We start from the raw sequence: 15,892 nt of genomic DNA on the forward strand, positions 1-15,892 counted from the left end.
GTCTAACGCCGGTTTGATTTGCGACTGCGGCTTTCGGACCATATTATAGTGCACTGAATAAGTCATAACGCCGAACACGGAGTTTTGAACGATGACGAAGACAACAAATTCCTGGCAGAACCGACGCACGTTCCTGACCGGCGCGGCTGCGATGGTTGCGGCCCCGGCCATGGCGCAGGACGTCAACAGTGCCGCCACCACACAGGTTGAACGCGACCTGTCCGAAGTGGTGCGCCGGAATGTTTCCAGCTTTCGCTCGCTACAGTGGGAGCCTTACTTCAGCGATCTGAACAATGGGGCGATCCTTGTGGATATCACCTCGCGGGCGTTGCATTACTGGGACGAGGACGGGGTCACCTATCGTCTGTTCCCGTCGAGTGTGCCGCTGACCGAGGATCTGACGCGCCGTGGCCGTACCAGCGTGGTGCGCAAGGTGGACGGGCCCGATTGGCGCCCGACCCCGAACATGCGCAAGCGGAACCCGGAATGGCCGGCCTATATTCCGCCTGGTCCCGACAATCCGCTGGGCACACATGCCCTGTACCTCGGCTGGCAGTATTACCGCATCCACGGCACGCACGACACGCGCAAGATTGGCCGCCAGTCGTCGAACGGCTGTATCGGGCTTTATAATGAGCACATCGCCGAACTGTTTTCGATGGCCAAGGTGGGCACCCAGGTGTTGCTGATTTGACGCGATCAGGGGCGGCCTGTCCGCCCCGCGCCCTTCCAAGGATTGTACGAAGCCAAGTTTGTCCCATAGTCTGAGTGACTTTTTATAAAATGGGGGCACGGTTTGCCAGGCAGAGCGTGCGAAACTTAGGAGATCACCATGAAGAAACTCGTTCTCGCCGCTGCACTGACTGCGGCTGCTTCGACTGCTACCGCCGGTTCGCTGGCCGAGCCGGTCATTGAAACACCGGTCATCGTTGAAGAAGCACAGGGTTCGTCGAGCGGCATTCTGCTGCCTCTGATCCTGCTGGCGCTGGTCGCCGCGGCCGTCGCGTCTAACTAATATCCGCACATGATGCGGACGGGCGGCGGGATTCTCGCCGCCCGGTTCGCCATGGTAACCGAAGTGTTGCCAATTTGACGACATTTCACTGCTCAGAATGCAGTTTAGCCCAACAACCATTTGCAATCCCAATGTTTTGCTGCTTAGAAAAACGCACGAGGTAAGTCTTGGGTGCGTGATTCAAGAACAATGAATTGCGCAAATTCTCTGGAGGTTAACATGAAGAAACTCGTTCTCGCCGCTGCGCTGACTGCTGCTGCTTCGACCGCTACTGCCGGTTCGCTGGCCGAGCCGGTCATCGAAACACCGGTCATCGTTGAAGAAGCACAAGGTTCGTCGAGCGGCATCCTGCTGCCCCTGATCCTGCTGGCTCTGGTGGCTGCTGCTGTTGCTTCTAACTAAGCAACGCACAACCTGACTAAAGAAAAGGCGGTGGAGTTTTCCACCGCCTTTTTTTGTGTTCGATGACCGGTGACTTTCAGTCCAGCCAGCCGCGCAGGTTTTCCTCGATCACCGTGCTGAGCGCGGCGATGTGAGCGTCATCATCGTTCAGGCAGGGAATATAGGTAAATTCCTCACCGCCTGCATGTTCAAAACTTTCGCGGATCTCTTCGTTGATCTCTTCTAGGGTTTCGATGCAATCGGCGGAAAAGGCAGGGGCAATCACGGCGATGCGTTTCTTGCCGTCTTCCTTGGCCAGGCGCGCGACCTCGTCCACGGTATAGGGTTTCAGCCATTCTTCGGGGCCGAAAACCGATTGGAACGTGGTTGTGATGTCCGTATCCGCCCAGCCAAGCCGCTCTTTCAGCAGGCGCGTCGTTTTCTGACATTGGCAATGATAGGGGTCGCCGTCCGTCAGATAGCGTTGCGGCATGCCATGATAGGACACCACCAGAATTTCGGGGCGTTTCTCCATGGCTCCGTAGGCACGTTCGACGGACTGGGCCAAAGCCTCGATATAATCGGGCCGGTCGCAATAGGCCGGGACGGTCCGGGCCGAAGGTTGCCATTTCTCAGCCATCAATGCGCGAAAGAATTCATCGTTGGCTGTTGCGCTCGTCGCGCCGGCGTATTGCGGATAGAGCGGGAAAAACAGGATCTTGGTACAGCCCGCTTTGACCATCTCGCTGACCTTTGATTTGGTCGACGGGTTGCCATAGCGCATGCAGAAATCAACCATCACCTCATCGCCATAGCGCTGGGCCATCGACTCGGAAATTTTAACGGTTTGGGCCTTGGTGATAGTCATCAGGGGGCTTTCGCCCGCCTCGTGGTTCCAGATCGATTTATAGGCCGCGCCGCTGGTAAAGGGGCGTTTGGTCAGGATGATCAATTGCAAAAGCGGCTGCCATTTCCACGGTGCGTAATCAATCACGCGGCGATCGGACAGGAATTCGTTCAGGTACCGGCGCATCGACCAGTAATCATAATTGTCCGGCGTCCCGAGGTTGGCAAGCAGAATGCCAACCTTTTGACGGGGAATGGCCGGGTGATCCTTGGGCGCATGTGCGGGGCATGTGGCCATGGCTGGAAGATCGCGCATATTGCTGTCCTGTTTGCTGGGCATTGGGGGAGGAGATAACCGGATTTGACAATTCGTCAATCAGGCAGCTTGGTTTCGGTGGTGTTCAATGCGTCGGCCAGCCGGGCCTGCGCCGATCCGGGGCGCAGCGGTTTGGGCTGGGTGTCGTCCGGGGACCATCCCGTAAGGCAGATCATCTCGAACGTTGCGGGTAGACGTCCATCGGGTGTTTCGAAATGGGCGCGATATATCGTTTCAGCAGTTTTGAACACGTCCTGGCGGGTCGGGTGGCGCAGACGGCCGGTCATGGCGTTGGCCTCGCCCATATGACGCAGGTCGCGCATCAGGTGGGTCAGATCACGGTATTCAACCGTCAGTTCCACCGCGTCGGCCACCGGCAGGGTCAGGCCGGACCGTTGCAAAACAGAGCCTAAATCGCGGATTTCCGCCATCGGAGAGACGCGCGGCGACAGTCCGCCCGTGACGCGGCTTTCAGCTTCGGACAGTGCGGCGCGCAGTTCGCGCAGGGTGGCACCGCCCAGTTGAACGCCCAGAAACAGACCATCGGCCACCAACGCGCGGCGGCATTGGATAATCTGCCCGATCGGGTCGTTGGCCCAGTGCAGGCACATGGCGTGAATGACCAGATCATATGTGCCGGGGCGCAAATCCAGCGTGTCATCGTCGCTGACACAGGTCGCGTCGGGAAAGGCCTGTTTCCAGATACCGGGACAGGGCGTGACGATCCCGACGGATTTAAACGTCCTGTTAACCATGGAGAGGCGATCCTGAACCTCATCCAGCGCGGTGCGGTGGAGGAACAGGGTGTCATCACGCATGCGGGCGCGGTTGCGCAGCAGGGCGGATCGATCAAACAGGGCGGGTGTCATGGTCATAGGCGCTAACTAGGCTGATGCGCGGGATGTTTCAAACAGCGGTTCAACTTTTGTACCCTCCGCGTTGCATGGGCTGTGGCACAATGGTGGAAAGCGATTTCGGCCTGTGCGGCACATGCTGGCGCGACACGCCTTTTATCGGCGGAACGGTCTGCGATGGCTGCGGCATACCGCTGCACGGATCGCCTGACGGTCATCGGCTGGACTGTGACGACTGTATGGAAACGCCGCGCCCGTGGGATCAGGGGCGGGCGGCGCTGCTATATAAAGATCGTGCGCGGCGGATGGTTCTGGCGTTGAAACATGGCGACCGGGCCGAGGTGGCGCGCCCGGCGGGCGTTTGGCTGGCCCGGGCGGCCCGTCCGTTTCTCAAGGACAACATGCTGATCGCACCGGTGCCGTTGCACCGGATGCGCCTGTTGAAACGCAGGTACAATCAGTCGGCCCTTTTGGCGCAGGCGCTGGCGCACGAAACCGGCCTGGCCTGTTGCCCCGACCTTTTGACGCGGACAAGGGCAACATCGTCACAAGACGGAAAGACAGCGCATCAGCGGTTCGAAAATATCAAAGGCGCAATCGTGGCCCACCCCAAACGGCGCCACCGCATGACGGGCCGGTCGGTTCTGCTGGTCGATGATGTGATGACATCAGGCGCTACGCTGGCCGCGTGTTCCGAGGCCTGCCTGAACGCAGGCGCGCGGGATGTTTTCGTGGTGGTACTGGCGCGCGTGGGCAAGGATGACTAAGTTCCCGTCAAACACCTGACAAATGTAATGGGAATACGGAATGAAACCGGTTGAAATCTATACCTCGCCGCTGTGCGGGTATTGTCACGCGGCCAAGCGTCTGCTGACGCAAAAGGGCGTGAACTTTTCCGAAGTCGATGTGCTGAAACAACCGGACCGCAAGGCCGAGATGATCCAGCGCGCCAATGGCGGGCGCACTGTGCCGCAGATTTTCATCGGCGAAATGCACGTCGGCGGGTGCGACGAACTTTATGCGCTGGACCGCGCTGGCAAGTTGGACCCGCTGTTGGCGGCCTGATGAAAACCGCGCTGGTCCAACTGTGTTCGGGTGATGATCCGGCTGCAAACCTGACCGTGACCCAGGGCTTTGTCGCCCAGGCGGCGGCGCAGGGGGCCGGGTTTGTCCTGACGCCCGAAGTGACCAATTGCGTTTCGACCAGCCGCGCCCGCCAGTCCGAGGTTTTGCAGCACGAAGAGGATGACATCACGCTGGCCGCGCTGCGTGCGCAGGCCAGCGATCTGGGCATCTGGCTGTTGATCGGCTCGCTTGCTCTGAAAACCAATGATGCGGACGGGCGGTTTGCCAACCGGTCGTTTCTGATCGGCCCGGATGGCGGTATCCGCGCGCGTTATGACAAGATCCATATGTTCGACGTGGAGGTCAGCGCCGAGGAAACCTATCGGGAATCGGCGGGCTATCGCCCCGGACAGCGTGCCGTTCTGGCCGAAACACCCATGGGCCAAATCGGCATGACCATCTGTTACGATCTGCGGTTTCCGGCGCTCTATCAGACCCTGTCACTGGCCGGTGCGCAGGTTTTGACCGTTCCTTCGGCGTTCTCGCCGGTGACCGGCGCCGCGCACTGGGAGGCGCTTTTGAGGGCGCGGGCGATCGAAAACGGCTGTTACGTGCTGGCCCCGGCCCAAACCGGGCAACATGCCGCATCCCAAGGTAAGGAACGGCGCACTTATGGTCACAGCATGGCGATTTCGCCCTGGGGCGAGGTATTGCTGGAGGCTGGAACCGAACCGGGTGTGCACTTTTGCGAATTGGATGGTACATCCGTGGAGCGCGCGCGAAAGAAAGTACCGTCACTGACCCACATCCGGAAATTTGATGGTCCCTGAATGGAAAAACTGATGTCCGACGACACAAATGCATTGGCTGTTGCGCTGTTCAGCGAGGTTTTGACCGCTGACCAACTGCTGCGCAACAAGCTGAGCAAAGTGTTGCCCAAGGGCATGGAGATTTCGCATTTTTCGGTGCTGAACCATTTGTTGTACGTCGGGGACGAACGATCCCCCGCGCAACTTGCCAACACGTTTCATGTCACCCGCGGGGCCATGACCAACACGCTGAATAAACTGGAATGGGCCGGATATGTGCACATCCGCCCCGACTGGGACGATGCCCGGCGCAAGATGGTGGCGATCAGCCCCGCAGGGCGGCAGGCGCGCGACCGGGCCATCGCATCGATCACACCGGTGATCAACGAGGTGGTCGGCGATCTGGGCGCGGACAAGGTGCGCACCGTTTTGCCGGTGCTGCGCGAATTGCGTGCGCGGCTGGAACCGCGCGATTAAGCCGGTTTGACGCTGGCGGTGACGTAGTTCACCGACAGGTCGCGATCCGACAGGCTCCAGCTCCAGCTGATGGGATTGAATACAAACCCCTTGCGGTCGACCGGGTCCAGCCCCGCCTGACGCAGCAGGTCGAACAGTTCGTCGGGCGTGATGAATTTTGACCATTCATGCGTGCCGCGTGGCAGCCAGCGCATCACGACCTCGGCCCCGATGATGGCAACGGCAAAGGATTTCGGGTTCCTGTTGATGGTCGAGCAGATCTGCAGCCCGCCCGGTTTCAGCAGGGTCTGGCAGGCCGTCAGATAAGCCAGCGGATCGGCCACGTGTTCGACCACTTCCATGTTCAGGACAACATCGAATTGTTCACCCGCGTCGGCCAGCGCCTCGGCGGTTGTGTGGCGATAGTCGATATCGAGCCCCGATTGTTCGGCGTGGATTTGCGCCACCGGGATGTTGCCCGCAGCCGCGTCGGCGCCGACAACCTCGGCTCCAAGCCGGGCCATGGGTTCGGACAGCAACCCGCCGCCACAGCCGATGTCCAGAATGCGCAGGCCTTTGAACGGGTCCGGGGCGGTCAGATCGCGGTCGAATTCGCCGGCGATCTGGGTGGTAATGTAATCCAGCCGACAGGGGTTGAGCATGTGCAGCGGCTTGAATTTGCCGTTCGGATCCCACCATTCGGCGGCCATCGCCTCGAATTTTGCAACTTCACCGGGGTCAACTGTGGTTTGTGGCGCTTGCATTCCTGTCTCCGGGTGCTCTTTATTCGGTTTAGGACTATATAGGTCAGTAATGGACAAATACCCGGACCAAAAGCGCGCAGTTCAGTATCTGTATCCGCCGATCGACCCCTATGATCAGCGGATGATGGATGTTGGGCATGGCCACCACATCTATGTGGAACAATGCGGTAATCCCGATGGGATTCCGGTTGTGGTCCTGCATGGTGGTCCGGGGGGTGGATGCAGCCCGGCAATGCGCCGGTATTTCGACCCGCGGGTTTTCCGGGTGATTCTGTTTGATCAGCGCGGCTGTGGACGGTCCCGCCCGCATGCGTCGGTCAAGGACAACACGACCTGGCATCTGGTCGAAGATATCGAGAAAATCCGACAATCTCTTGAGATCGACAGCTGGGTCGTCTTTGGCGGCAGCTGGGGCGCGACACTGGCCCTGGTCTATGCCCAGTCACATCCGGACCGGACCCGGCATCTTGTTCTGCGCGGCGTGTTCCTGATGACGCAATCCGAACTGGATTGGTTTTACCAGGGCGGCGCGGGCAAATTCTGGCCCGAAACATGGGCGCGGTTCGTGGGGCCGATCCCCGAAGAGGAACGCGATGACATGATCGCGGCCTATAACCGGCGGCTGTTTTCGGGGAACCTGCACGAAGAGACGAAATTTGGCCGGGCGTGGTCGGCCTGGGAAAACGCATTGGCGTCGATCCATTCAAGCGGCGCATCCGGGGAAAGCCCCGGCGATTACGCGCGCGCCTTTGCGCGACTCGAAAACCATTATTTCATCAACAAGGGTTTCCTTGAACACGATGGTCAAATCCTGTCGCAGATGGACCGGATTTCCCATATTCCCGGTGTGATCGTTCAGGGGCGGTACGACATGATCTGCCCGCCCACTTCGGCCTGGAAACTGTCCGAGCTGTGGCCGGCGAGCGAGTTGAAGATCGTGCGCAATGCCGGGCATGCCCTGAGCGAACCGGGAATCAGCTCCGAACTCGTCCGATTGATGGATCAGATCGCGGAGTCGGCCGCATGACCCGGATTGACCGCCGTGCGCTGTTTACATCGGGCGCCGCCGCGGCGCTGCTGGCGGCGTCTGGCCTGTCGCCCGAAAGCCGGCCCAAGCGGGGCGGTCGGTTGCGCATCGCCGTTTCGCGCGAAGAGGGTGCATTGGACCGAGTGGCGCGGGGCGCCGTGTTTGAAACCCTGACCGAAGTGGCCCCGGACGGCGTTTTGCGCCCCGAGCTGGCCACCGCGTGGCAGGGCAGCAGCGATGCGCGCATCTGGACCTTTCAGTTGCGCGATGGCGTGACGTTCCACAACGGTGCGGCGCTGGGCGCGGCGGATGTGGTTGCCTCTCTTCACGTTCAGGCCGACACGGTCGACCCCGTGATCACCCGTGCGGAGGCGACTGGCCCGCGCGAGGTGCGTTTGGAACTGGCAAACGGGAACCCGCACCTGCCTTATCTTCTGTCACAGGACAGGTTTGCAATCTGTCCGGCCAATTGCGGCGTGCAGGACGGTATCGGCACCGGCCTTTATGTCGCGCGGCGAATGCAGCCGGGACGCCATTTTCTGGGGGAACGGCTGACCAGCCACTGGAAGGACGGGCAGGCCGGCTGGGTCGATGCGATCGACGCAATCGTGATCCCGGATGCAACCGTGCGGGCCGAGGCGCTGCGCGACGGATATGTGGACGTGGCGGAACTGCCCCAGCCTGACGGATTGATGGAAAAGGGTGCTTTTGCCTTTCACCCTTCGGCGGAAAATATCGCCCTGGCCGCGCGCCGTGGTGTGGGTGTTCCGCATGTGGTTGGATCACGCGGCGCGCTGGATGATGGGCGGATCGCAGAACGGTGGTGGATCGCTTAGGTTTTGGGCCTTGCAGATTCGTGTCGGCGGGCGTATATGCCTTTCAACAGCGGCGCGGCGGGCTCTGGGCCTGACGCTCCACCGGATAAGTTCAACGGGCCGCGCGCCCGTTTTTTTGTGTTTGGACCAGATGAGCAACGACCTGATAGCAAAGGCAGCGATTGATCGCCGGTTGGCCGAGATTGTGACCCCCGTCATCGAGGACCTGGGGTTCGAATTGGTGCGAATCCGTCTGATGTCGGGCAAGTCGACGACGCTGCAGATCATGGCAGACAAACCCGAAGGCGGGATCGAAGTGGACGATTGCGCCGCGATTTCCAATGCCGTCGGCGCGGTTCTGGATGTGGAAGATCCGATTCTGGACGAATACGCGCTGGAAGTGTCGAGCCCCGGAATTGACCGGCCCCTGACCCGGTTGAAGGATTTCGAAGCCTTCGAAGGGTACGAGGCCAAGTTGGAAACCGCCGACCTGATCGACGGACGCCGCCGGTTCAAGGGCGTGCTGGCCGGGGTCGAAGGCGACGAGGTTCTGATCAATGTCGAAGAAGGCACCATCGGTTTGCAGTTTGACTGGCTGAGCGATGCCAAGCTGGTTCTGACCGATGATCTGATCAAGGAAATGTTGCGTCAGCGCAAGGCGACTGGCGCATTGAACGAAGACAAGTTTGACGAAATCGAGACCGAAGGGTCTGTTGAGGAGGACACGTAATGGCAATTACGTCTGCAAACCAGCTGGAGCTGCTGCAAACGGCCGAGGCCGTTGCCCGCGAAAAGATGATCGACCCCGGTCTGGTCATCGAAGCGATGGAAGAAAGCCTCGCCCGCGCGGCGAAATCGCGTTACGGCGCGGAAATGGATATTCGCGTGTCCATCGACCGCAAGACGGGCAAGGCGACCTTTACCCGCGTCCGCACCGTCGTCGAAGACGAAGAGCTGGAAAACTATCAAGCGGAATTCACCGTCGAGCAGGCCAAGCAATACATGGCCGACCCCAAGGTGGGCGACGCCTATGTCGAAGAAGTGCCGCCGGTTGAAATGGGCCGCATCGCGGCACAGTCGGCCAAGCAGGTCATCCTGCAAAAGGTGCGCGAAGCCGAACGTGACCGCCAGTTCGAAGAATTCAAGGATCGCGCCGGGACCATCATCAACGGCATGGTCAAACGCGAAGAATACGGCAACGTCATCGTCGATGTGGGCGCGGGCGAAGCCATTCTGCGCCGCAACGAAAAGATTGGGCGCGAAAGCTATCGCCCGAACGATCGTATCCGCTGCTATATCAAGGATGTCCGTCGCGAACCCCGCGGCCCGCAGATTTTCCTGAGCCGCACCGCGCCGGAATTCATGGCCGAACTGTTCAAGATGGAAGTGCCGGAAATCTATGACGGCATCATCGAGATCAAGGCAGTGGCCCGTGATCCGGGATCGCGCGCGAAGATCGCCGTGATTTCCTATGACAACTCGATTGACCCGGTTGGCGCCTGTGTAGGTATGCGCGGCAGCCGTGTGCAGGCGGTCGTGAACGAACTGCAGGGTGAAAAGATCGACATCATTCCGTGGAACGAAGATCAGCCGACCTTCCTTGTGAACGCGCTGCAGCCCGCCGAGGTGAGCAAGGTCGTTCTGGACGAAGAGGCCGGCAAGATCGAAGTCGTCGTTCCCGAGGAACAGCTGAGCCTTGCCATTGGCCGTCGCGGTCAGAACGTGCGTCTGGCCAGCCAGCTGACCGGTCTGGATATCGACATCATGACCGAGGAAGAAGAAAGCGCCCGCCGCCAGGCCGAATTCGAACTGCGCACCAAGCTGTTCATGGAAACGCTGGATCTGGATGAATTCTTTGCCCAGTTGCTGGTGTCCGAAGGGTTCACCAACCTGGAAGAGGTCGCTTACGTCGAACTGGACGAACTGCTGGTGATCGACGGTGTGGATGAATCCACTGCCGAAGAACTGCAGGCCCGTGCCCGCGATTACCTGGAAGCGAAGAACAAGGCGGCCTTGGAAAATGCCCGTGCGCTGGGTGTCGAGGACAGCCTGGTTGAATTTGAGGGTCTGACACCCCAAATGATCGAGGCATTGGCAAAGGACGACGTCAAGACACTGGAAGATTTTGCAACCTGTGCTGACTGGGAACTGGCCGGTGGCTGGACCACGGTCGATGGCGAACGTGTCAAGGACGACGGGATTCTGGAACCCTTTGACGTGTCGCTGGAAGAGGCCCAGAATATGGTCATGACAGCGCGTATCCTGCTGGGTTGGGTCGATCCCGCCGAACTGGAGGCCGAAGAGGACGACGCCGAAGCGGCCGATCTGGACGAAACAGCCGTTGAAGCGGAGGCCGGGGCCTGATCTCAGGCCCGGGTTGGTCCTGATGAGTCGCGGTGGCGCCTTGAAAGATCGCAGTGGCGATCCTGAACGCAAATGCCTTGCGACAGGTGAGGTGCAACCAAAATACGGGTTGGTGCGTTTTGTCATGGGCCCCGACGGTGAGGTTGTCCCGGATATCCTGGGCAAGCTGCCGGGGCGCGGCGTTTACGTGACCAGCACCCGGTCCGCGATCGACAAGGCCGTGGCCAAGAAACTGTTCGCGCGCGGGTTCAAGCAACCGGTGAAAGTGCCCGAAGGTCTGACCGACGAGGTCGAAAAACAACTGGCCCGCCGGGTGATCGATCTGATCAGCATGGCGCGCAAGTCGGGCAACGCGGTCGCAGGGTACGAAAAAGTGAAGGACTGGCTGGCCAAGGAAGAGGCCGAAGTTCTTATTCAGGCGGTCGATGGATCAGGCCGCGGAAAGTCGAAACTGAGCACGCCGCACTATGGTCGATACATAGGCTGGCTTACGGCGGACGAGTTGGGATTGGCCTTTGGGCGGCAAACTGTGATACATGCAGCGCTCGCCTCTGGCGGACTCAGCGTTCGTGTTGTAGAGGAAGCGCAGCGATTGCATGGCATGCGCGAAAAGATGGACGGTAAAGGCCGTCCGGAAGGATAAAGAGCTTTATGAGCGATACTGACGGCAAAAAGACATTGGGTTTACGTGGTAGCGGTTCCCGTCCGGGGAATGTGAAGCAGAGTTTCAGCCATGGACGGACCAAGAATGTCGTGGTGGAGACCAAGCGCAAGCGCGTGGTTGTCCCCAAGCCTGGCGCTGGCAAATCCGCTGGCGGAACCGGAGGCACGCCCTCGGGTGATCCGTCGCGTCGTCCTGCCGGGATCACCGATGCAGAGATGGACCGCCGATTGAAGGCGGTTCAGGCTGCAAAGGCACGCGAATCCGAAGAAGCCGAACAGCGCGCTGCCGAAGAAAAGGCGCGTGAAGAAGAACGCGATCGCCGCCGCGCCGAGGCCGAGGCCAAGGAACGCGAAGAGCGTGAACGCGAGGAACGTGCCAAGGCCCGTGCCGAAGAAGAAGAAGAACGCAAGAAACGCGAAGCCGAGGAAGAAGCCCTGCGGTCAGCAGCGGCGCAGGCCGCGCCCGACGTGGCCGCAGAAGCGCCGCGCGGTGGTGCCGGCAAACCTGCCCCGTCCGCGGCCCCGCGCAAGACCGAACGCGAACGCGAACAGCGTCCGGCCCGCACCAAAGGCCGCGACGACGATGGCCGCCGTTCCGGCAAGCTGACGCTGAACCAGGCTTTGACAGGCGGCGAAGGTGGTCGCCATCGGTCGATGGCCGCGATGAAGCGGAAACAGGAACGTGCCCGTCAAAAGGCCATGGGTGGCAGCGTCGAGCGCGAAAAGGTTGTGCGTGACGTGCAGGTGCCCGAGGCAATTGTCGTGTCCGAACTGGCCAACCGTATGGCCGAGCGTGTGGGCGAAGTCGTCAAGGCGCTGATGAACAACGGCATGATGGTCACGCAAAACCAGAGCATCGACGCGGATACCGCCGAACTGATCGTCGAGGAATTCGGCCACAAGGTGGTGCGCGTTTCCGATTCTGATGTTGAGGACGTAATCACCCAGATCGAGGACGAGGAAGGCGAACTTCAGTCGCGTCCGCCGGTCATCACGGTCATGGGCCACGTCGACCATGGTAAAACCTCGCTTCTGGATGCGATCCGGAATGCGAAGGTGGTATCGGGCGAAGCAGGCGGGATTACCCAGCATATCGGTGCTTACCAGGTGAAAACCGATGATGGTCAGCTTCTGACCTTCCTCGACACGCCGGGCCACGCGGCCTTTACCTCGATGCGGTCGCGCGGTGCGCAGGTGACGGATATCGTCGTTCTGGTTGTTGCGGCGGATGATGCCGTGATGCCCCAGACGATCGAGGCGATCAACCACGCCAAGGCGGCGCAGGTTCCGATGATCGTGGCGATCAACAAGATCGACCGCCCCGACGCAAACCCGGACAAGGTGCGCACCGACCTGCTGCAGCACGAAGTGATCGTGGAAAAGATGTCGGGCGATGTGCAGGACGTCGAAGTCTCTGCCATCAACGGCACCGGTCTGGACGAGCTGCTGGAAGCGATTGCGCTACAGTCGGAAATTCTGGAACTCAAGGCGAATCCGAATCGCGCCGCCCAGGGCGCCGTGATCGAAGCGCAGCTTGATATTGGCCGCGGTCCCGTTGCCACGGTTCTGGTTCAGAACGGCACACTGCGCCAGGGCGACATCTTTGTCGTCGGCGAACAGTGGGGCAAGGTCCGCGCGATGGAGAACGACAAGGGCGAGCGCGTCAAAGAAGCTGGCCCCTCGGTTCCGGTCGAGGTCCTGGGCCTGAACGGCACGCCCGAAGCGGGTGATGTTCTGAACGTTGTGGAAACCGAAGCGCAGGCGCGTGAGATTGCCGAGTACCGTGAAAAAGCGGCCAAGGACAAACGTGCGGCTGCCGGTGCGGCGACGACGCTGGAACAGCTGATGGCCAACGCAAAAGCCGACGAAAACGTCAGCGAATTGCCAATTCTGGTCAAAGCCGATGTTCAGGGTTCGGCCGAAGCGATCATTCAGGCGATGGAAAAGATCGGCAACGACGAGGTGCGCGTGCGCGTGCTGCACTCGGGCGTTGGCGCCATTACTGAAACCGACGTGGGTCTGGCCGAGGCCAGCGGCGCGCCGATCATGGGCTTTAACGTGCGGGCAAATGCCAGTGCGCGGAACACGGCCAACCAGAAGGGTGTCGAAATCCGGTACTATTCGGTGATCTATGACCTTGTGGATGACGTTAAGAAAGCGGCCAGCGGCCTGCTGAGCGCCGAAATTCGCGAAAACTTCATCGGCTATGCCGAGATCAAGGACGTGTTCAAGGTGTCCAACGTCGGCAAGGTTGCTGGCTGTCTGGTCACCGAAGGAGTCGCCCGCCGCTCGGCCGGTGTGCGTCTGCTGCGCGACAACGTCGTGATCCACGAAGGCACGCTGAAAACGCTCAAGCGGTTCAAGGACGAAGTGGCCGAGGTTCAGTCGGGTCAGGAATGCGGTATGGCATTCGAGAACTACGACGACATCCGCCCCGGCGACGTGATCGAGATTTTCGAACGCGAAGAAGTGACCCGTACTCTGGATTGATCCGGGTCACATCCAAGGCACTAAAAAAGGCACGGTCGCTTGACCGTGCCTTTTTCTATTCATGAGCGGAATGAAATTAAGTCAGGCTGCCGCCGTAACGGGTTTGCCCTTGTAGACTGTGTTATCGACTTTAACGGCAATGGTGCCGTCCGGAAACGACCGAACGAACATGCCTTGAATGGACACACAGGTGCCGAGAGTGATGGTGCGAAGCAAGTCAAATCCTCCCCAAAAGAACTGGCTGCGGTTTCAGTAAAGCAAGATTTTTCATCTTTGGAAAACCTTTTTGACCAAAATGACTACAAAAAGGTTAATTTTCCGCGCCAAAATGGGCCGGGAGGTTGCAAGCGCAGGACGCCAGCCCCCTTTCGCGGGAATTCTGGAATCGTCGCGGCGGGCCTCTTACAGCCAGTCGCGCAGGATGGGGATCAGCGGAATGTCGGCGGGCGGCATCGGGTAATCCCGCAGGTTTTTGGCGTGGACCCATGCCAGTGTCTGACCTTCCTGCGCGGCGGGAATCCCCTCCCACTTGCGGCAGGCGAACAGGGGCATCAGCAGGTGAAAATCGTCATAGCTGTGGCTGGCAAAGGTCAGCGGCGCCAGACAGGAGGACCACGTGTTGATGCCCAGTTCTTCGTGCAATTCGCGGATCAGGGCCACCTCGGGCGTTTCGCCCGGTTCGACCTTGCCGCCCGGAAACTCCCACAGGCCGGCCATGGATTTGCCTTGGGGCCGTTGCGCCAGAAGGACCCGGCCATCCACGTCGATGAGCGCAACGGCAGAAACAAGAACCGTTTTCACGAACGGTAATCCGCGTTGATGTCGATGTATCCGTGGGTCAGATCGCAGGTCCAGACGGTGGCCTGCCCGTCGCCCAGCCCCAGATCGACGCGGATCAGAAGGTCGCTTTGTTTCATGTGCGCGGCGGCGTCGGATTCCTTGTAATCGGGACTGACCCAACCGTTTTCGGCAACCAGAATATCACCAAACCAGATGCTGAGCCGGTCGCGGTCGGCCTGGGCCCCGGATTTCCCGATGGCCATGACGACACGGCCCCAGTTCGGGTCTTCGCCGGCGATGGCGGTCTTGACCAGCGGTGAATTGGCGATGGCCATGCCGTGGGTCTTGGCGTCAGCGTCGCTTGCGGCCCCGGTGATGCGGATTTCAACGAACTTTGTCGCCCCTTCCCCGTCGCGCACGACCTGATGGGCCAGATCCAGCATGACGGCGTGCAATGCGTCGGCAAAACCGGCGTTGCCGGTGGCATCGACACCCGCGGCCCCGGTGGCACACAGCATCAGGCTGTCGGACGTGGATGTATCGCTGTCCACCGTGATGCAGTTGAAGGTCTTGTTGGTCAGATCCGACAGCAGGGCCTGAAGGCTGGATTGTTCAACCTTGGCGTCGGTGAAGATGTAAACCAGCATCGTTGCCATGTCGGGGGCAATCATGCCCGACCCTTTGGCAATCCCGGTGATGGACACAGGCGTGCCGTCAATGTCGATCTGTCGTCCGGACCCTTTGGCGAAGGTGTCGGTGGTCATGATCGCCCGCGCGGCGGCCTCGGTCGCGGTTTGGTCGAGATTGCCCGACAACTCGTCCAGCTTGGCGACAATTCGGTCATGCGGCAGCGGTTCGCCGATCACCCCGGTCGAGGCGGTGAAGACCCTGTTCACCGGAACACCGGTGGCCGCGGCGGTTGCGGCTGTCACCTCATCCACCGTGGTCTGGCCGTAATGTCCGGTAAACGCATTCGCATTGCCCGAGTTCACCAGAATGGCCGCCCCTTGCGCGGTGTCGCCGCCCAGTTTGGCCTGACAATCCAGAACCGGAGCAGACCGCGTGGCCGACGTGGTAAAGACGCCGGCAACGGATGTGCCGGGGTCCATGACGGCCAGCATTACATCGGTGCGGCCAGAATATCGCACACCGGCCTGAGCGGTGGCGAAACGGACACCGGCCACGACGGGCAGGTCAGGAAAGGCCGCAGGTGCAAGCGGCGACACCGGAAGGGATTTGGCCACGTA

18 protein-coding genes are annotated in these 15,892 nt (G+C 60.3%); 13 read left to right on the forward strand and 5 right to left on the reverse strand.

The window, feature by feature from the left end:
• The first annotated feature begins 91 nt into the window (after window positions 1-91).
• From ACXYMO_RS13975 to ACXYMO_RS13985, 3 genes are all read left to right on the forward strand, one after another.
• Entirely contained in the window at window positions 92-694 is a 603-nt protein-coding gene (locus tag ACXYMO_RS13975; protein ID WP_458879335.1) for a L,D-transpeptidase, read from the forward strand.
• 138 nt (window positions 695-832) lie between these two features.
• The gene (locus ACXYMO_RS13980) at window positions 833-1,015 is read left to right on the forward strand and encodes a hypothetical protein (RefSeq protein WP_458879336.1); all 183 of its coding nucleotides are present in this window, start codon (window positions 833-835) and stop codon (window positions 1,013-1,015) included.
• Window positions 1,016-1,234: 219 nt separating this feature from the next.
• A complete protein-coding gene (locus ACXYMO_RS13985) occupies window positions 1,235-1,417 on the forward strand; it encodes a hypothetical protein (RefSeq protein ID WP_458879336.1) in 183 nt (60 codons plus the stop codon).
• A gap of 76 nt (window positions 1,418-1,493) precedes the next feature.
• Here ACXYMO_RS13985 and hemH read toward each other — a convergent pair whose 3' ends face one another.
• Both hemH and ACXYMO_RS13995 read right to left on the reverse strand, forming a co-directional pair.
• Entirely contained in the window at window positions 1,494-2,558 is a 1,065-nt protein-coding gene (gene hemH / locus ACXYMO_RS13990) for a ferrochelatase (RefSeq protein WP_458879477.1), read from the reverse strand.
• Between the two features lie 56 nt (window positions 2,559-2,614).
• Window positions 2,615-3,433, reverse strand: coding sequence for a methyltransferase domain-containing protein (locus ACXYMO_RS13995; RefSeq protein WP_458879337.1), 819 nt, complete (start codon window positions 3,431-3,433; stop codon window positions 2,615-2,617).
• Between the two features lie 17 nt (window positions 3,434-3,450).
• On the opposite strand from ACXYMO_RS13995, the gene ACXYMO_RS14000 reads away from it, so the two are divergent.
• Genes ACXYMO_RS14000 through ACXYMO_RS14015 form a run of 4 tightly spaced genes read left to right on the forward strand, consistent with a single transcriptional unit; the run spans window position 3,451 to window position 5,763 of the window.
• Window positions 3,451-4,179: a double zinc ribbon domain-containing protein gene (locus ACXYMO_RS14000; RefSeq protein ID WP_458879338.1), complete on the forward strand. Its 729-nt coding sequence runs from the start codon at window positions 3,451-3,453 to the stop codon at window positions 4,177-4,179.
• Window positions 4,180-4,219: 40 nt separating this feature from the next.
• Window positions 4,220-4,477: a glutaredoxin 3 gene (grxC, locus tag ACXYMO_RS14005; protein WP_458879339.1), complete on the forward strand. Its 258-nt coding sequence runs from the start codon at window positions 4,220-4,222 to the stop codon at window positions 4,475-4,477.
• Entirely contained in the window at window positions 4,477-5,307 is an 831-nt protein-coding gene (locus ACXYMO_RS14010; protein ID WP_458879340.1) for a carbon-nitrogen hydrolase family protein, read from the forward strand. Before grxC ends, ACXYMO_RS14010 begins: the two co-directional genes overlap by 1 nt.
• Window positions 5,308-5,319: 12 nt before the next feature.
• A complete protein-coding gene (locus ACXYMO_RS14015; protein ID WP_458879341.1) occupies window positions 5,320-5,763 on the forward strand; it encodes a MarR family winged helix-turn-helix transcriptional regulator in 444 nt (147 codons plus the stop codon).
• Here ACXYMO_RS14015 and ubiG read toward each other — a convergent pair.
• On the reverse strand, window positions 5,760-6,506 hold the full coding sequence (gene ubiG / locus ACXYMO_RS14020; RefSeq protein ID WP_458879342.1) for a bifunctional 2-polyprenyl-6-hydroxyphenol methylase/3-demethylubiquinol 3-O-methyltransferase UbiG: 747 nt from the start codon (window positions 6,504-6,506) through the stop codon (window positions 5,760-5,762). The genes ACXYMO_RS14015 and ubiG overlap by 4 nt on opposite strands.
• A gap of 49 nt (window positions 6,507-6,555) precedes the next feature.
• On the opposite strand from ubiG, the gene pip reads away from it, so the two are divergent.
• The 6 genes from pip to infB all read left to right on the forward strand — a co-directional run bounded on the left by pip (window position 6,556) and on the right by infB (window position 13,865).
• The gene (gene pip / locus ACXYMO_RS14025; protein WP_458879343.1) at window positions 6,556-7,533 is read left to right on the forward strand and encodes a prolyl aminopeptidase; all 978 of its coding nucleotides are present in this window, start codon (window positions 6,556-6,558) and stop codon (window positions 7,531-7,533) included.
• Window positions 7,530-8,369 (forward strand): ABC transporter substrate-binding protein, encoded by an 840-nt coding sequence (locus ACXYMO_RS14030; RefSeq protein ID WP_458879344.1) that lies wholly within the window; start codon window positions 7,530-7,532, stop codon window positions 8,367-8,369. The genes pip and ACXYMO_RS14030 overlap by 4 nt, the downstream gene beginning before the upstream one ends.
• 130 nt (window positions 8,370-8,499) lie before the next feature.
• Window positions 8,500-9,078 carry a ribosome maturation factor RimP gene (rimP, locus tag ACXYMO_RS14035; RefSeq protein ID WP_458879345.1) on the forward strand — a complete coding sequence of 193 codons (579 nt, stop codon included), beginning with the start codon at window positions 8,500-8,502 and terminating at the stop codon, window positions 9,076-9,078.
• Window positions 9,078-10,712, forward strand: a complete 1,635-nt coding sequence (gene nusA, locus ACXYMO_RS14040; protein ID WP_458879346.1) for a transcription termination factor NusA — start codon at window positions 9,078-9,080, stop codon at window positions 10,710-10,712. Before rimP ends, nusA begins: the two co-directional genes overlap by 1 nt.
• A 22-nt stretch (window positions 10,713-10,734) precedes the next feature.
• Window positions 10,735-11,355, forward strand: a complete 621-nt coding sequence (locus ACXYMO_RS14045) for an RNA-binding protein (protein ID WP_458879347.1) — start codon at window positions 10,735-10,737, stop codon at window positions 11,353-11,355.
• A gap of 8 nt (window positions 11,356-11,363) precedes the next feature.
• Window positions 11,364-13,865 (forward strand): translation initiation factor IF-2, encoded by a 2,502-nt coding sequence (gene infB / locus ACXYMO_RS14050; protein ID WP_458879348.1) that lies wholly within the window; start codon window positions 11,364-11,366, stop codon window positions 13,863-13,865.
• Window positions 13,866-14,267: 402 nt separating this feature from the next.
• Here infB and mutT read toward each other — a convergent pair whose 3' ends face one another.
• Both mutT and argJ read right to left on the reverse strand, forming a co-directional pair.
• A complete protein-coding gene (gene mutT, locus ACXYMO_RS14055) occupies window positions 14,268-14,666 on the reverse strand; it encodes an 8-oxo-dGTP diphosphatase MutT (RefSeq protein ID WP_458879349.1) in 399 nt (132 codons plus the stop codon).
• Complete coding sequence (gene argJ, locus ACXYMO_RS14060) at window positions 14,663-15,889, reverse strand: bifunctional glutamate N-acetyltransferase/amino-acid acetyltransferase ArgJ (protein WP_458879350.1); 1,227 nt, start codon at window positions 15,887-15,889, stop codon at window positions 14,663-14,665. Before argJ ends, mutT begins: the two co-directional genes overlap by 4 nt.
• Window positions 15,890-15,892 lie beyond the last annotated feature (3 nt).

It is taken from the genome of Arenibacterium sp. CAU 1754 (assembly GCF_054482635.1).

Coding starts and splice junctions, on each gene's coding strand:
- ACXYMO_RS13975 (WP_458879335.1), top strand. CDS start 92: ATGACGAAGACAACAAATTCCTGGCAGAACCGACGCACGTTCCTGACC.
- ACXYMO_RS13980 (WP_458879336.1), top strand. CDS start 833: ATGAAGAAACTCGTTCTCGCCGCTGCACTGACTGCGGCTGCTTCGACT.
- ACXYMO_RS13985 (WP_458879336.1), top strand. CDS start 1,235: ATGAAGAAACTCGTTCTCGCCGCTGCGCTGACTGCTGCTGCTTCGACC.
- hemH (WP_458879477.1), bottom strand. CDS start 2,558: ATGCGCGATCTTCCAGCCATGGCCACATGCCCCGCACATGCGCCCAAG.
- ACXYMO_RS13995 (WP_458879337.1), bottom strand. CDS start 3,433: ATGACCATGACACCCGCCCTGTTTGATCGATCCGCCCTGCTGCGCAAC.
- ACXYMO_RS14000 (WP_458879338.1), top strand. CDS start 3,451: ATGCGCGGGATGTTTCAAACAGCGGTTCAACTTTTGTACCCTCCGCGT.
- grxC (WP_458879339.1), top strand. CDS start 4,220: ATGAAACCGGTTGAAATCTATACCTCGCCGCTGTGCGGGTATTGTCAC.
- ACXYMO_RS14010 (WP_458879340.1), top strand. CDS start 4,477: ATGAAAACCGCGCTGGTCCAACTGTGTTCGGGTGATGATCCGGCTGCA.
- ACXYMO_RS14015 (WP_458879341.1), top strand. CDS start 5,320: ATGTCCGACGACACAAATGCATTGGCTGTTGCGCTGTTCAGCGAGGTT.
- ubiG (WP_458879342.1), bottom strand. CDS start 6,506: ATGCAAGCGCCACAAACCACAGTTGACCCCGGTGAAGTTGCAAAATTC.
- pip (WP_458879343.1), top strand. CDS start 6,556: ATGGACAAATACCCGGACCAAAAGCGCGCAGTTCAGTATCTGTATCCG.
- ACXYMO_RS14030 (WP_458879344.1), top strand. CDS start 7,530: ATGACCCGGATTGACCGCCGTGCGCTGTTTACATCGGGCGCCGCCGCG.
- rimP (WP_458879345.1), top strand. CDS start 8,500: ATGAGCAACGACCTGATAGCAAAGGCAGCGATTGATCGCCGGTTGGCC.
- nusA (WP_458879346.1), top strand. CDS start 9,078: ATGGCAATTACGTCTGCAAACCAGCTGGAGCTGCTGCAAACGGCCGAG.
- ACXYMO_RS14045 (WP_458879347.1), top strand. CDS start 10,735: ATGAGTCGCGGTGGCGCCTTGAAAGATCGCAGTGGCGATCCTGAACGC.
- infB (WP_458879348.1), top strand. CDS start 11,364: ATGAGCGATACTGACGGCAAAAAGACATTGGGTTTACGTGGTAGCGGT.